General features: G+C 66.6%; 17 protein-coding genes. All 17 read left to right on the top strand.

The window, feature by feature from the left end:
* On the top strand, window positions 1–1,192 hold a 1,192-nt coding region (gene rho / locus ACFV4K_RS29230), incomplete at its 5' end, for a transcription termination factor Rho (RefSeq protein ID WP_379279245.1).
* A gap of 724 nt (window positions 1,193–1,916) precedes the next feature.
* A complete protein-coding gene (gene rpmE / locus ACFV4K_RS29225) occupies window positions 1,917–2,138 on the top strand; it encodes a 50S ribosomal protein L31 (protein WP_357098869.1) in 222 nt (73 codons plus the stop codon).
* An 81-nt stretch (window positions 2,139–2,219) separates the two neighbouring features.
* Complete coding sequence (gene prfA, locus ACFV4K_RS29220) at window positions 2,220–3,299, top strand: peptide chain release factor 1 (protein ID WP_379279243.1); 1,080 nt, start codon at window positions 2,220–2,222, stop codon at window positions 3,297–3,299.
* 196 nt (window positions 3,300–3,495) lie between these two features.
* Window positions 3,496–4,386 carry a peptide chain release factor N(5)-glutamine methyltransferase gene (prmC, locus tag ACFV4K_RS29215; RefSeq protein ID WP_379279241.1) on the top strand — a complete coding sequence of 297 codons (891 nt, stop codon included), beginning with the start codon at window positions 3,496–3,498 and terminating at the stop codon, window positions 4,384–4,386.
* 44 nt (window positions 4,387–4,430) lie between these two features.
* Window positions 4,431–4,685, top strand: coding sequence for a hypothetical protein (locus tag ACFV4K_RS29210; protein WP_379279240.1), 255 nt, complete (start codon window positions 4,431–4,433; stop codon window positions 4,683–4,685).
* Window positions 4,682–4,984: a type II toxin-antitoxin system PemK/MazF family toxin gene (locus ACFV4K_RS29205; RefSeq protein ID WP_379279238.1), complete on the top strand. Its 303-nt coding sequence runs from the start codon at window positions 4,682–4,684 to the stop codon at window positions 4,982–4,984. The genes ACFV4K_RS29210 and ACFV4K_RS29205 overlap by 4 nt, the downstream gene beginning before the upstream one ends.
* A gap of 94 nt (window positions 4,985–5,078) precedes the next feature.
* Window positions 5,079–5,744 (top strand): L-threonylcarbamoyladenylate synthase, encoded by a 666-nt coding sequence (locus ACFV4K_RS29200; protein WP_357289668.1) that lies wholly within the window; start codon window positions 5,079–5,081, stop codon window positions 5,742–5,744.
* An 11-nt stretch (window positions 5,745–5,755) separates the two neighbouring features.
* Window positions 5,756–6,952, top strand: coding sequence for an MraY family glycosyltransferase (locus ACFV4K_RS29195; RefSeq protein ID WP_379279236.1), 1,197 nt, complete (start codon window positions 5,756–5,758; stop codon window positions 6,950–6,952).
* Window positions 6,953–6,963: 11 nt separating this feature from the next.
* Window positions 6,964–7,392, top strand: coding sequence for a hypothetical protein (locus tag ACFV4K_RS29190; protein ID WP_379279235.1), 429 nt, complete (start codon window positions 6,964–6,966; stop codon window positions 7,390–7,392).
* A gap of 418 nt (window positions 7,393–7,810) precedes the next feature.
* On the top strand, window positions 7,811–8,536 hold the full coding sequence (gene atpB / locus ACFV4K_RS29185; RefSeq protein ID WP_357098873.1) for a F0F1 ATP synthase subunit A: 726 nt from the start codon (window positions 7,811–7,813) through the stop codon (window positions 8,534–8,536).
* Window positions 8,537–8,611: 75 nt separating this feature from the next.
* Window positions 8,612–8,857: an ATP synthase F0 subunit C gene (locus ACFV4K_RS29180; RefSeq protein WP_040856073.1), complete on the top strand. Its 246-nt coding sequence runs from the start codon at window positions 8,612–8,614 to the stop codon at window positions 8,855–8,857.
* A 26-nt stretch (window positions 8,858–8,883) separates the two neighbouring features.
* Window positions 8,884–9,441 carry a F0F1 ATP synthase subunit B gene (locus ACFV4K_RS29175; protein WP_379279233.1) on the top strand — a complete coding sequence of 186 codons (558 nt, stop codon included), beginning with the start codon at window positions 8,884–8,886 and terminating at the stop codon, window positions 9,439–9,441.
* 19 nt (window positions 9,442–9,460) lie between these two features.
* Window positions 9,461–10,270, top strand: coding sequence for a F0F1 ATP synthase subunit delta (locus ACFV4K_RS29170; RefSeq protein ID WP_379279231.1), 810 nt, complete (start codon window positions 9,461–9,463; stop codon window positions 10,268–10,270).
* 88 nt (window positions 10,271–10,358) lie between these two features.
* A complete protein-coding gene (gene atpA / locus ACFV4K_RS29165; protein ID WP_379279230.1) occupies window positions 10,359–11,996 on the top strand; it encodes a F0F1 ATP synthase subunit alpha in 1,638 nt (545 codons plus the stop codon).
* Window positions 11,997–12,054: 58 nt separating this feature from the next.
* Window positions 12,055–13,023, top strand: coding sequence for a F0F1 ATP synthase subunit gamma (locus ACFV4K_RS29160; protein WP_379279228.1), 969 nt, complete (start codon window positions 12,055–12,057; stop codon window positions 13,021–13,023).
* Between the two features lie 16 nt (window positions 13,024–13,039).
* On the top strand, window positions 13,040–14,482 hold the full coding sequence (gene atpD, locus ACFV4K_RS29155) for a F0F1 ATP synthase subunit beta (RefSeq protein WP_213557738.1): 1,443 nt from the start codon (window positions 13,040–13,042) through the stop codon (window positions 14,480–14,482).
* A gap of 33 nt (window positions 14,483–14,515) precedes the next feature.
* A complete protein-coding gene (locus ACFV4K_RS29150) occupies window positions 14,516–14,887 on the top strand; it encodes a F0F1 ATP synthase subunit epsilon (protein ID WP_379279226.1) in 372 nt (123 codons plus the stop codon).
* Window positions 14,888–14,929: the final 42 nt, after the last annotated feature.

The following is a 14,929-nucleotide window of genomic DNA, read 5'->3' as shown; positions in this document are numbered from 1 at the left end:
GGGTGGTGGCGGCGGCGAGGCCCGCGAGATGGAGATCCGCGAGGACGACATCCTGCAGCCGGTCGCGGGCATCCTCGATGTTCTCGACAACTACGCGTTCGTCCGCACCTCCGGCTACCTGGCCGGCCCGAACGACGTGTACGTGTCGATGAACCTGGTCCGCAAGAACGGCCTGCGCCGTGGTGACCACATTGTCGGTGCGGTGCGCGCCCCGCGTGACGGCGACCAGAGCAACCAGCGTCAGAAGTTCGATCCGCTGGTGCGGTTGGACACGGTCAACGGCGGCGACGTCGAAAGTGCCAGGCGCCGACCGGAATTCAACAAGCTCACCCCGCTGTACCCGAACCAGCGCCTGCGGCTGGAGACCCAGCCGAACAAGCTGACCACGCGCATCATCGACCTGATCATGCCGATCGGTAAGGGTCAGCGCGCGCTGATCGTGTCCCCGCCCAAGGCGGGTAAGACGATGGTCATCCAGGACATCGCCAACGCGATCGCGACCAACAACCCCGAGTGCTACCTGATGGTGGTGCTGGTGGACGAGCGTCCCGAGGAAGTGACCGACATGCAGCGCTCCGTGCGCGGCGAGGTCATCGCCTCCACCTTCGACCGCCCGCCGAGCGACCACACCTCGGTCGCCGAGCTCGCCATCGAGCGGGCCAAGCGCCTGGTCGAGGCCGGTCAGGACGTCGTCGTGCTGCTCGATTCGATCACTCGTCTCGGCCGCGCGTACAACAACTCGTCCCCGGCGTCGGGCCGAATCCTTTCCGGTGGTGTGGATTCCACCGCGCTGTACCCGCCCAAGCGGTTCCTCGGCGCGGCCCGCAACATCGAGAACGGCGGCTCGCTCACCATCATCGCCACCGCGCTGGTGGAGACCGGTTCCACCGGTGACACGGTCATCTTCGAAGAGTTCAAGGGCACGGGTAACGCCGAGCTCAAGCTCGATCGCAAGATCGCCGAGCGCCGCGTGTTCCCGGCGGTCGACGTCAACCTGTCCAGCACCCGTCGCGACGACCTGCTGATGTCCCCGGACGAGGCGGCCGTGCTGCACAAGCTGCGTCGCGTGCTGTCCGGCCTGGACTCGCATCAGGCCATCGACCTGATGGTGGACCGGTTGAAGAAGACCAAGTCCAACATCGAGTTCCTGATGACGGTCTCCAAGACCGCCCCGGGCGCGATCGACGAGTAACGAAAGAGGGGCTCCGCACACGCGGGGCCCCTCTTCTCGTTTCGCAAGGGCGACAACTGATTTCGTGCCGACCGGGGTAACTCGTCGGGTACGCCCGAGGTTCGGGGGGCTATGGACCGCCGACACGGGTCGGGAATTTCACGGCACTGAGCCGTCCGCTGAAGTTGCGGGGAGGCGGGGGAGAAGAAGAACAGTCCTATCAATGCCGCGCCGCCGATCATGAAGCCGAGAACGAGCGCGGTCACGGCACCGGTGTTCTCCGATGCCATGACCGCTCGATAGGTGAGGGTGTCGTCCCCCCGCGGCGGGAGTGGGGCCGGATTCACGGATCCCACCGCGTTGCCGGACTCTCCGGGAGCCATCCACCAGCCCGCGAAGACCACAAGGGCGAGCAGTGCCAGGATTCCCCCAGCTGTCGCTTCCTTCCTGGTCACCGTGTCGTCCTCTCCGGGTCGTTCGCGGGGCTTTCACCCGGAGAGAACTCTATGAACACGGGTGTTCGCATTCCTGAGTAGCGCGCTACTCGACTTTCGGGTTTGCTCGCGAAGTCGCCCGGGTCCCGGTCGGGAACAAATGGCTCCGGGCGCCTGTTCTGCCCCATGTCACCCCTCGTGGTGACCACGTGGGAGCAGCGCATAGACTGTTCCGTCGGCAACCATGCCTCTAGTCGGTTCCGGTTCACGCCTTCTCGAAGGCGACCCGGCGACCATTGAAAGGACACCCAATGAGGGCAGGAATTCACCCCACTTACGTGGACACCACCGTGGTCTGCGGTTGTGGCAACACCTTCCAGACCAAGAGCACCAAGGAGTCGGGCCAGATCACGGTCGAGGTCTGCTCCCAGTGCCACCCGTTCTACACGGGCAAGCAGAAGATTCTGGACACCGGCGGCCGCGTGGCCCGCTTCGAGGCCCGCTACGGCAAGCGCGACAAGGCTGCCAAGTAGCTGTCCCCCCGACGCCCGTCCTGCGCTCCGCAGGCCGGGCGTTGGTGCGTTTATGGACCTACTAAGACGGGAGTAACCGCGATGGCCGACAGGACGGCCCCCAACGCGATCGACGACATCCTGGCCGAGTACCAGGGGCTGGAGACCCAGCTCGCCGACCCTTCGCTGCACAACGACCCGGGCGCGGCCCGTCGCGTCGGCAAGCGGTTCGCCGAGCTCGGCCCGATCATGTCGACCTACAACAAGCTGACCTCCGCGCGCGAGGACCTCGCCGCCGCCGAGGAGCTGGCCGCGGACGACTCGTCCTTCGCGGCCGAGGTGCCCGGTCTGCAGGCGCAGGTGGAGGAGCTGGACAAGCAGCTCACCGACCTGCTCGCGCCGCGCGACCCGCACGACGGCGACGACGTCATCCTCGAGGTGAAGTCCGGCGAGGGCGGCGAGGAGTCGGCGCTGTTCGCCTCCGACCTGGCCCGCATGTACATCCGGTACGCGGAGCGGCACGGCTGGAAGGTCGAGGTGCTCGGCGTCACCTACTCCGATCTGGACGGGTACAAGGACGCCAGCTTCTCCATCAAGAGCAAGGAGGCCTCCCGCGACGGCGTGTGGTCCAAGCTCAAGTTCGAGGGCGGCGTGCACCGCGTGCAGCGGGTGCCGGTCACCGAATCCCAAGGGCGCATTCACACTTCGGCCGCGGGCGTGCTCGTCTACCCGGAACCCGATGAGGTCGAGGAAGTCGAGATCGACGAGAAGGACCTGCGCATCGACGTCTACCGGTCCTCCGGCAAGGGCGGCCAGGGGGTCAACACCACCGACTCCGCGGTGCGCCTCACCCACCTGCCCACCGGCCTGGTGGTGACCTGCCAGAACGAGCGGTCGCAGCTGCAGAACAAGATCCGCGCCAAGCAGGTCCTCGCGGCCCGCCTGCAGGCCCTGCTCGAGGAACAGGCCGACGCCGACGCCGCGGCCGGACGCGCCTCGCAGATCCGGACGGTGGACCGTTCCGAGCGGATCCGCACCTACAACTTCCCGGAGAACCGCATCGCCGACCACCGCATCGGTTTCAAGGCCCACAACCTGGATTCCGTGCTGGACGGCAACCTCGACGACCTGTTCAACGCGCTCGGCGAGGCTGACCGCGCGGCCCGCCTGGCCGCAGAATGAGCGGCGCGCCGAACCGCCATGGACGGGAGTTCGCGACCAGAGGATCGTTTCCCACCGTGACAACTGATGTCGTTACGGTCGGGGTAACTCCTCGGGTACGTCCAGAATCGGTTCGGCGCCCGATCGCAGGTACGGGTGCACGGCTGTCAACGGCTCTCAGCCGTCCGCTGAAGTCCCGGAGAGGCGGGGGAGCACAGTGAGTCGTGCACCATTGCGGCCGGCAATTCGAGAGGCGGTCGAGATCTTGGCCGCGGCGGGTGTCCCCAGCCCGAACGCCGACGCCGAACACCTCGCCGCCCATGTGCTGGGCGTCGATCGCGGACGCCTGGTCCTGATGCCCATGCTCACCCCCGACCAGCTCGAGGAGTTCCGCAAGCTGGTCGCCCGCCGCGCGGAACGTGTTCCGCTGCAACACCTCACGGGCACGGCCGCCATGGGGGAGATCGATCTGGCCGTCGGCCCCGGCGTCTTCGTGCCCCGCCCGGAAACCGAGTTGATCTTCGAATGGGCGCTCGGCCGGCTCGAGTGTCTCGGCCACGCCCACCAGCCGATCGTCGTGGATCTCTGCACCGGCTCCGGCGCCCTGGCCCTGGCCATCGCCCACGCCCGCCCCGACGCCGAGGTCCACGCTGTCGAACTCGACCCCGAAGCCCTCGCCTGGGCCCGCCGCAATGCCCAGCAACTCGCGGACGAGGGCGACACCCCCATCGACCTGCACGCGGGCGACGTCACCGACCCGGCCATCCTCGAGCACCTCAACGGTCGCGTCGACGTCGTCGTCTCCAACCCGCCCTACATCCCCTCCGATGCCCGGCTCGATCCGGAGGTCATGGACCACGACCCGCACCGAGCCCTCTTCGGCGGCCCCGACGGCCTCGACGTCATCCGCCCGATGGTCGCCACCATCGCCCGCCTGCTCCGCGAAAACGGCACCGCCGCAGTCGAACACGACGACACCAACGGCTCGGGCGTCGCGGCCCTGCTCGCGGGCAGCGGCAGCTTCACCGACATAGCCGAGCACCCCGATCTCGCGGGAAAGCCCCGCTTCGTGGTGGCGCGTCGCCTCGGCGCGCCTTCAGTGGCCTGATCAAACGCACGCCATCCGGTGCACCCATCGGTACACTCGATGGTATGTCGCTCAAGCCGCTCACCATCAAGCTGCCCGAGAACTACCTCGAGGTTCTCAAGGCCATCGCGGAAGAGGAAGGCACCACACCGTCAGGCCTTGCGGCCCAAGCGGTGATGTCCCATCTACTACGGCGCGCAGCCGAGGCGGAGAAGCACTGGGATGTCGAGGGCGCGGCGCGGAATCAGGCCGATATCGAGGCCGAGCGCGAGGCCCGGTGGGCTGCCGATGAGGCCAAACGGCCGGGCAATGCCGCATGAGGCGCGGAGAAGTATGGGACTACCGGTCGATTTCTCGGACACGTCGGGTGATGGTCGTATCCACCGATGCGTTGAACACGGCCGGCTATCCCATCGTGGTGGATATAACCGATATCGAGCCGAGTTCGCCCGCGCTGTTGCTATTGGCTGTAGGTGTGGGTTCTGAGCTCGGTGGTTGGGCACGCTGCCGGAGTATCTCTACCGGCGTACTTCCACGTTTCGAAACGCTTGTCGGACAAGCGTCCCCCGAGATCATGGAGCAGGTCGATATGGCTCTTGCCGCCGCGCTCGCCCTGTAAGCGCCGATCCAGAGTTTCAGCGGCTCCCCCTCTCTCGGCATCGGGAGGGGGAGCCGAGCGCTGTCGAGAGATGATCCGTGCCAAGATGTCAGCCGTGAGTACCGTCTACGACTGTGCCGATCCCGACTCCCGCGCTGCCGGACTGAGTGCCGCGCGGAGCACGCTGAAGTCCGGGCGGTTGGCAGTCATTCCGACCGACACCCTCTACGGGATCGCCGCCGACGCGTTCGACAGCCAGGCTGTCGGTGCGCTTCTGGCCGCCAAGCGGCGGGGCCGGGACATGCCGGTGCCGGTGCTGGTCGGATCGTGGACCACCATCGACGGTCTGGTGTACTCGGTGCGCCCGCAGGCGCGTGAGCTGATCCGGGCGTTCTGGCCGGGCGGCCTGAGTCTGGTTGTGCAGCAAGCGCCTTCGCTGGCCTGGGATCTGGGTGACGCGCGCGGCACGGTGATGCTGCGCATGCCGCTGCACCCGGTGGCGCTGGAGTTGCTGCGCGAGGTGGGCCCGCTGGCGGTGTCGAGCGCGAACGTGTCGGGGCAGCCGCCGGCCGCCACGGTGGGGGAGGCGCAGGCGCAGCTGGGCGATCTGGTCGGCGTGTACCTGGACGGCGGTCCGGCCGATCACGCGGTGGCGTCCACCATCGTGGATCTGACCGCGGACACGCCGCGGGTGTTGCGTGAGGGCGCGGTGCCGATCGAGAAGATCGCGGAGGTGCTCGGCATGTCGCCTGAGGAACTCCGTCAGGCCGGCGCGCGCTGACGGCCCGCTAGATGCTTCTGAGTCAGGGCGTATTCAGCCAGGGCGCGGTCGTCCCGCTGCGGGAGCTGTTGCTGGTGCTGCTGGCCGCCGCGGTCATCGCCTTCCTCACCACGGGCGGAATCCGGGTGCTGGCCATCGCCTTCGGCGCGGTGGCGATTCCGCGGGAACGCGATGTGCACGTGAAGCCGATTCCGCGAATGGGCGGTCTGGCCATCTATCTGGGTCTGGTGGCGGCCGTCCTGTTCGCGCACCAGCTGCCCGCGTTGCGCCGGGGCTTCGATTATCCGAAGGACATTCCCGCGGTCCTGGCCGCGGCGACTTTGATCGTGCTGGTCGGCATCATCGACGACCGCTGGGGCCTGGACTGGCTGACCAAGCTGGTCGGGCAGATCACCGCGGCGGGCGTGATGGCGGTGATGGGCCTGAGCTGGGTGGCCATCTACAACCCGTTCACCAACGAGACGGTGGTGCTGGATCCGCTGCAGGGCGGTCTGGTGACGGTGGGCATCACGGTGACCGTCGTGAACGCCATGAATTTCGTGGACGGCCTGGATGGATTGGCCGCGGGCCTGGGGTTCATCGCGGCGGTCGCGGTTTTCGTGTTCACCGTGGGGTTGCTCTACGAGGTGGGCGGTTCCACCGATACGTATCCGCCCGCGTTGCTGGCGGCCGCTCTCGCGGGCGCGTGCCTGGGATTTCTGCCACACAATTTCTCACCGGCCCGCATTTTCATGGGGGATACCGGATCCATGCTGATCGGATTGATGCTGGCGGCGGTGTCGACCGGCGCGTCCGGGCGAATTCCGCTGCAGGGTTACGGCCCGCGCGACATCGTGGGTCTGTTGTCACCGTTGTTGCTGGTGGGCGCGGTGATGTTCATTCCCGTACTGGATCTTGTCCTGGCCGTGGTGCGCCGCGTGCGCGCGGGTGTGAGTTTCTCCACTCCCGACAAAATGCATCTGCATCACCGATTGCTGCAGATCGGGCATTCGCAGCGCCGCGTGGTGCTGGTGATCTATCTGTGGGTCAGCGTGTTCGCATTCGGCGCGGTCGGCACCTCGTTGATCGGTGATCGCCGGCTGGTGGTGCTCTTGTTCGCGGCCGGGCTGGTTTTCGCCTTGATCGTCACCGCGGTGCCGTCCTGGCGGGAATTGAAGATCAACTCGGTCCGGAAACCGCCCCGCGGCTCCGATCACGCCGCCCGGTAGAGTTTCCGATCGTGAGCACGCCTTCGAACCCCGGTCCCGACGCCCCGCTGCGCGCGGCCCTGCGCTACGGCATCGCCGGTTTGGCTGTGCTGGTTGTGGTTTCGGCCATCGTGTCGTCCCTCATCGCCGGGCTGCCCGGCCTGTGGGGCGCCCTCATCGGCTCCGCCCTCGGCGGCGCCTTCATCCTGACCACGGCCGCCTCGGTGCTCTTCAGTGCCAAGATCGAATCGGGCCTGCAGGGCCTGGTGCTGCTGGGCAGCTGGGTCGGCAAGCTGCTGCTGGCCGTGATCGTCGTCGCGGTGCTGCAGAACTACGACTTCTACAGCCGCGGCGCGCTCTTCCTGACCGTGGTCGGCGCCCTGCTCATCGTGCTCGGCGCGGAGACCTACGGCCTTCTGCGCCAACGGGTTCCGACCGTGCACGTCGACCGCGACCTGTAGCCGGAGGCGCTCCGGACGGGGTTCGAAACACCGTTCATCCAGCGTTTCCGCGACCCCCTACGCATTGTCGTAGATAACTTGATAAACTCTTTACCTGTAGCCAACCGAATCAACAGGGGGGGTCGCCTGAGACCCGCCTGAGAGCAGGTTATGCTTACAGCCGTACCGGACCCTTTCGGGTCACGGTTCTGCACCGTCGACGATGTCGCCGACGCGCGTACAGACGCCAGGGCGTGACTGCCACAGCTGCTGACGAACTTCGAGCCGACCTGAGTCGACCCACCAGATCGTCAATGTCCGATCGAACCGCAGGAGAAAACTATCTCCTGGCGGCCGACCACGGGAGAGAACGCTGAGCGTCACCATTTTGGCAGGCGAGTTCCACGCGCCGTCACTCAACGACTTCTTCCCTCCAGCAGTGCTGTTCGAGGGGACGCCTTTCGAGCTCGACCGTTTGATGCTCATTCGCATCCTGATGTCGGTCGTTCTCGTGGCAGTCATGTTCGCCGCTTTCCGTCGGCCTCAGCTGGTTCCGCGCGGACTGCAGAATGTCGCCGAATCCGGTCTGGTGTTCGTCAAGGAGCAGATCTGCGACGAGGTGCTCGGCAAGGAATCCGGTAAGAAGTTCTTCCCGCTCATCGCGTCGATCTTCTTCACCGTGCTGTTCCTGAACATCTCGGGCGTTATTCCGGGTCTGAACATCTCGTCGAACGCGCGCATCGGCATGCCGCTGGTGCTGGCTGTCGTCGCCTACGTCACCTTCAACTACGTGGGCATCAAGAAGTACGGCTTCCTGAAATACATGCGCTCGTCCATCGTGGTGCCGAATGTGCCGGCCGCGCTGCACGTGCTGCTGATCCCTATCGAGTTCATCTCGACCTTCGTGTTGCGCCCGTTCACGCTCACCGTCCGTCTCATGGCGAACATGCTGGCAGGCCACATCATGTTGGTGCTGTTCTTCAGTGCCACCCAGTTCTTCCTGTTCGATGCCGCCTCCTGGATGAAGGTGTTCTCGCCGTTCTCGCTGCTCGCGGGCTTCGGCTTCACCCTCTTCGAGCTGCTGGTGGTCTTCCTGCAGGCGTACGTGTTCGCGCTGCTGACCGCTGTCTACATCGGTCTGGCGCAGCACGCCGACTCTCACTGACCGACCGCACCAACTCCATAAACCTGCCTTCCACGCCGCCCGGCGGGTGGGCGACAGAAAGGGAATGAAACACACATGAGCACCCTCTCGTACCTGGCTGCTGAAGTTGCCGAGTCCAAGTCCAAGGGCTTCGGCGCCATCGGTTACGGCCTCGCTGCGATCGGCCCCGGCATCGGTGTGGGCATCGTCGTCGGTAAGGCCATCGAGGGCATCGCCCGTCAGCCCGAGCTGCAGGGCACCATCCGGACCAACATGTTCCTGGGTATCGCGTTCACCGAGGCCCTGGCGCTGATCGGTCTCGTCGCCGGCTTCATTTTCTGATTCCGGCCAAAGACTAGGAATCAACGATGAACAGCACCTATCTGCTTGCGGCTGAGGGGTCCGACGACGTCAACCCCCTCATCCCCGAGCCGTACGACATTTTCTGGTCTGCGGTCGTCTTCATCGTTATCGCCTTCGTCTTCGCCAAGTACGTCGTCCCGCGCCTGACCAAGGTGCTGGACGAGCGTTCGCAGAAGATCGAGGGCGGTATCGCCAAGGCCGAGGCCGTGCAGGCCGAGGCGCAGGCCACCCTGCAGCAGTACCAGGAGCAGCTGGCCGAGGCTCGCCTCGAGGCCGCTCGCATCCGCGAGGAAGCCCGCACCCAGGGTGCGGCCATCCTGTCGCAGATGCGCACCGATGCGCAGGCCGAGGCCGACCGCATCGTGGCCGCCGGCCACTCGCAGCTGGAGGCGCAGCGCCAGCAGATCGTGACCGAGCTGCGGTCCGAACTGGGCCGTACCGCGGTCGACCTGGCCGAGAAGATCATCGGTCAGTCGGTGGCCGACGAGGCCAAGCAGGCGGCGTCGATCGACCGGTTCCTCGCGGAGCTGGACGCGAACGCCGGCATCGGGGTCGGAAGGTAACGAACCGAAAGTGGGAAGCATGTACGCAGCGAGCCGCGAGGCGAGTTCCCGTGCGCGGGAAGCTCTTCGGGCCGCTCTGACCGGTAGCGACACCGTCGCGGCTACTACGGGGTCGGAACTGTTCGCCGTTGTCGCCGTCCTCGACGACCAGCGTTCGCTGCGTGTGGCGCTCGCGGATAAGTCGGTGTCGAGCTCGGCGCGAGCCGAGCTGGCCGAACGCGTCTTCGGCGGCAAGATCAGCGGTACCACGCTGGCCGTGCTGACCACGGCCGTGGCCCAGGACTGGTCGCGCGCCCGGGATCTGGTCGACACGCTGGTTCTGCTCGGCCGCGAGGCGCTGCTGCGCGCCGCGGACGAGCGTGGCCGCCTGACCGCGGTCGAGGACGAGCTGTTCCGGCTGGCCCGGACCATCGACGACAACCCGGACCTGGAGCAGGCGCTGCAGGACCACGGCAAGCCGGCGGAAGCCAAGCGGGCCCTGGTGCAGCGTCTGCTCGCCGGCAAGGTCGAAGACATCACCCAGCAGCTGGTCGAGCAGGCCGTGCTGCGCCACCAGGGCGATGTCGGCGCGGCCATCGACGAGCTGTCCGACCTGGCGGCTTCGCTCCGGGAGCAGATCGTGGCGCACGTCCGTGCCGCGGTGGCCCTGACGCCGCAGCAGCGCGAGCACCTGGCTGCTTCGCTGCAGCGCATCTACGACAAGCCCGTCACGGTGCACGTGCAGGAAGACCCGAGCCTGCTGGCCGGCGTCGTCGTGCGCGTCGGCGACGACCTGATCGACGGCAGCGCCGTCGGCCGCCTCCAGCGCTTGCGTCAGTCTCTCGCCTGAGACTCGAACGCCAACAGCGCTTAATTGCCGGCCCGCCGGCGGGCAGTAACACACCGACATTCGAGACCACAGCGAGAGCAGGAAGAACATGGCGGAGCTGACGATCTCCCCCGATGAGATCCGTAGCGCGATCGAGAGCTACACCCAGAGCTACACCCCGGAAACCTCCATCGAGGAAGTGGGCGTTGTCACCGACACCGGCGACGGTATCGCCCACATCAGCGGCCTCCCCGGCGCGATGGCCAACGAGCTGCTGGAATTCCCCGGCGGCGTGCTCGGCGTCGCGCTGAACCTGGAGGACACCGAAATCGGTGCCGTCGTCCTGGGTGAGTTCGACACCATCGAGGAGGGCCAGCAGGTCCGCCGTACCGGCGACGTGCTCTCGGTCCCGGTGGGCGACAACTTCCTCGGCCGCGTGGTGAACCCGCTGGGCGCCCCGATCGACGGCCTCGGCGAGATCGAGGCCGACGAGCGTCGCGTGCTCGAGCTGCAGGCCGCGACCGTGCTGGAGCGCCAGCCCGTCGGCGAGCCGCTCGCCACCGGCATCACCGCCATCGACGCCCTGACCGCGATCGGCCGTGGCCAGCGTCAGCTGGTCATCGGTGACCGCAAGACCGGTAAGACCGCGGTCTGCATCGACGCGATCATCAACCAGAAGGCCAACTGGGCCACCGGCGATCCGTCGAAGCAGGTGCGTTGCATCTACGTCGCGATCGGCCAGAAGGGCTCCACCATCGCGGGCGTCAAGGCTGCCCTCGAGGCGCACGGCGCGATGGAGTACACCACCATCGTCGCGGCTCCGGCCTCCGACTCCGCCGGCTTCAAGTGGCTGGCGCCGTACACCGGTTCGGCCATCGGCCAGCACTGGATGTACCAGGGCAAGCACGTCCTGATCGTGTTCGACGACCTGTCCAAGCAGGCCGAGGCCTACCGTGCCATCTCGCTGCTGCTGCGTCGTCCGCCGGGCCGCGAGGCGTACCCGGGTGACGTCTTCTACCTGCACTCCCGTCTGCTGGAGCGTTGCGCGAAGCTGTCCGACGAGCTCGGCGCCGGTTCCATGACCGCGCTGCCGATCATCGAGACCAAGGCCAACGACGTCTCGGCGTTCATCCCGACCAACGTCATCTCGATCACCGACGGCCAGGTGTTCCTGGAGTCGGACCTCTTCAACAAGGGTGTCCGTCCGGCCATCAACGTCGGTATCTCGGTGTCCCGTGTCGGTGGCGCCGCGCAGACCAAGGCCATGAAGCAGGTCGCCGGTTCGCTGCGTCTGGAGCTGGCCTCCTACCGCGAGCTGGAAGCCTTCTCCGCCTTCGCCTCCGATCTGGATGCGGCCTCGCTGGCGCAGCTGGAGCGTGGCGCGCGCTGGGTCGAGCTGCTCAAGCAGGACCAGTACGCCCCGGTTTCGGTCGAGGACCAGGTTGTCTCGCTGTTCCTGGTGGACGCGGGCTACTACGACTCGGTGCCGGTCGTCGACGTGCGTCGCTTCAACGGCGAGCTGCTCGAGTTCCTGCACGGTTCGGTGCAGTCCTCCTTCGACGCCCTCCAGGGTGGCGCGAAGAAGCTCGAGGGCGAGCCGGCCGACGAGATCAAGGCCGCGACCGACAAGTTCAAGCAGGGCTTCCTGGCGTCCGACGGCACCCGTGTCGTCGAGGCCGAGGCCGGCAAGCTCGATCACGAAGAGGTCGAGTCGCTGTCCGTCACTCGCAAGCACGTCGAGAAGTAAGAACGGCGAAGCGAATGCGACTGTCTGACTCGAGGAATGAAGGGAGTGTGAACCGCTAATGGCAAGCGTGCGCGAACTGCGCTCCCGAATTCGTTCCGTGAGCTCGATCAAGAAGATCACCAAGGCGCAAGAGCTGATCGCGACCTCGCGAATCAGCAAGGCGCAGGCCCGGGTCGCGGCTGCCAAGCCGTACGCGGAGGAGATCACCAAGGTGCTCGCCGAATTGGCAAGCGCCAGCAGCAATCTCACCCACCCGCTGCTCACCGAGCGGCCGAACCCGCGGCGGGCCGCGGTCCTGGTGATCACCAGTGACCGCGGTATGTGCGGTGGCTACAACTCCAATGTGCTCAAGCGCACCGAGGAGCTGCTGACCACCCTGCGCTCCGAGGGCAAAGAGCCGGTGCTGTACGTGATGGGCGCGAAGGGCCTGACCTACTACACCTTCCGTGGTCGCTCGACCAACGGTTCGTGGACCGGGTTCTCCCAGGCGCCCAACTACGCCGACGCTTCCGCCGCGTGCAACCACCTGGTGGAGGCATTCATGGCGGGCGCCGACGGCGAGGTGGCCGCCCCCAACGGGGTCGGCACCATGGCCGGCGTCGACGAACTGCACATCGTCTACACGCGTTTCGTGTCGATGCTGTCGCAGGTTCCCGAGGTGCGTCGCCTGGCTCCCATTCAGGTGAGCTACGTCGACGAGAACTTCGAACTCGGTGAGGACAGCTTCTCCGACGGCAGCTCCAACCCGGTTGCCCAGTACGAGTTCGAGCCGGACGCGGACCGCCTGCTGGGCGCGCTGCTGCCGAAGTACATCAACACCCGGATCTACTCGTCGCTGCTCGACGCTGCGGCATCGGAGTCGGCTGCGCGCCGCACCGCGATGAAGGCGGCCACCGACAACGCGACGGATCTGGTGAATTCACTGACCCGTACCGCGAACTCGCTGCGCCAGGCCGGAATCACGCAGGAAATCACGGAAATCGTCGGCGGCGCCAACGCGCTGGCGTCGAGCTCGGACCGCGACTAGACACGGAAGAGAACCAATGACCGCAGCTGTCACTAACGAAACCCGGGTTGGCGCCGGCACTGGCCGCGTCTCCCGCGTCATCGGCCCCGTCGTGGACGTCGAGTTCCCGCGCGGCTCGATCCCCGAGCTTTACAACGCGCTGAACGTGGACATCGCGCTCGCGTCCGTTGCGAAGACCCTGACCCTCGAGGTCGCGCAGCACCTGGGCGACAACATCGTCCGCACCATCTCCATGCAGCCGACCGACGGTCTGGTGCGTGGCGTCGAGGTGCGCGACACCGGCAAGCCGATCTCGGTGCCGGTCGGCGATGTCGTCAAGGGCCACGTCTTCAACGCGCTCGGCGACTGCCTCGACACCCCGGGCCTGGGCCGCGACGGCGAGCAGTGGGGCATCCACCGCCAGCCGCCCGCCTTCGACCAGCTCGAGGGCAAGACCGAGATCCTGGAAACCGGCGTCAAGGTCATCGACCTGCTCACCCCGTACGTCAAGGGTGGCAAGATCGGTCTGTTCGGTGGCGCCGGTGTCGGCAAGACCGTTCTGATCCAGGAGATGATCACCCGTATCGCTCGCGAGTTCTCGGGCACCTCGGTGTTCGCGGGCGTCGGTGAGCGTACCCGTGAGGGCACCGACCTCCACCTGGAAATGGAAGAGATGGGCGTCCTCCAGGACACCGCCCTCGTCTTCGGCCAGATGGACGAGCCGCCGGGCACGCGTATGCGCGTCGCCCTGTCGGCCCTGACCATGGCGGAGTACTTCCGTGACGTGCAGAACCAGGACGTTCTGCTCTTCATCGACAACATCTTCCGCTTCACCCAGGCCGGCTCCGAGGTCTCGACCCTGCTGGGTCGTATGCCCTCGGCCGTGGGTTACCAGCCCACCCTGGCGGACGAGATGGGTCAGCTCCAGGAGCGCATCACCTCGACCCGTGGCCGTTCGATCACCTCGATGCAGGCGATCTACGTCCCCGCCGACGACTACACCGACCCGGCGCCGGCGACCACCTTCGCCCACCTGGACGCGACGACCGAGCTTTCCCGCCCGATCTCGCAGAAGGGCATCTACCCGGCCGTCGACCCGCTGACCTCGACCTCTCGTATCCTCGAGGCTTCGATCGTCGGCGAGCGTCACTTCCAGGTGGCCAACGAGGTCAAGCGGATCCTGCAGAAGTACAAGGAGCTGCAGGACATCATCGCCATCCTCGGTATGGACGAGCTCTCCGAAGGCGACAAGGTCCTCGTGGGCCGTGCCCGTCGTCTGGAGAAGTTCCTCGGCCAGAACTTCATCGTGGCCGAGAAGTTCACCGGTCAGCCGGGTTCGGTCGTGCCGCTGGAGCAGACCATCGACGACTTCGACCGCGTCTGCAAGGGCGAGTTCGACCACCTGCCCGAGCAGGCGTTCAATTCGTGTGGTGGCCTGGACGACGTCGAGGCCGCCGCGAAGAAGATCGCCGGGAAGTAGTCACCCATGGCAACTGGGTCCGATTCAAATACCATGTCCGTTGATCTGGTCGCCGTCGAGCGACTGCTGTGGTCGGGCCGGGCGTCCTTCGTCTCGGCCCAGACCACGGAGGGTGAGATCGGCATTCTCGCCGGCCACGAGCCGCTGCTCGGCCAGCTGGTCGAAGGCGGCACCGTGACCATCGTGTCCGATGACAACGAGCGCGTTGTCGTCGCCGTGCACGGCGGATTCTTCTCCGTCACCGCCACTTCGGTGCGCGTGCTGGCCGAGTCCGCCGAATTCGCCTTCGACATCGACGAGGCGGCCGCCAAGGCCGTCATCGCCGATGCGGATGCGAGCCCGGCCGCGCTGGCCAAGGCACAGGGTCAGCTGCGGGCGCTCGAGAAGGCCGCCGCGGCTCACTGAGTTCGACGCTGAATACGACGGCGGCGGCCCCGGGGAAATCCC

This window comes from Nocardia sp. NPDC059764 (assembly GCF_042732555.1).
GTDB lineage: Bacteria > Actinomycetota > Actinomycetes > Mycobacteriales > Mycobacteriaceae > Nocardia.
The sequence above is the reverse complement of the archived record's forward strand: the minus strand, read 5'-3'. Positions and strand labels throughout refer to the sequence as shown.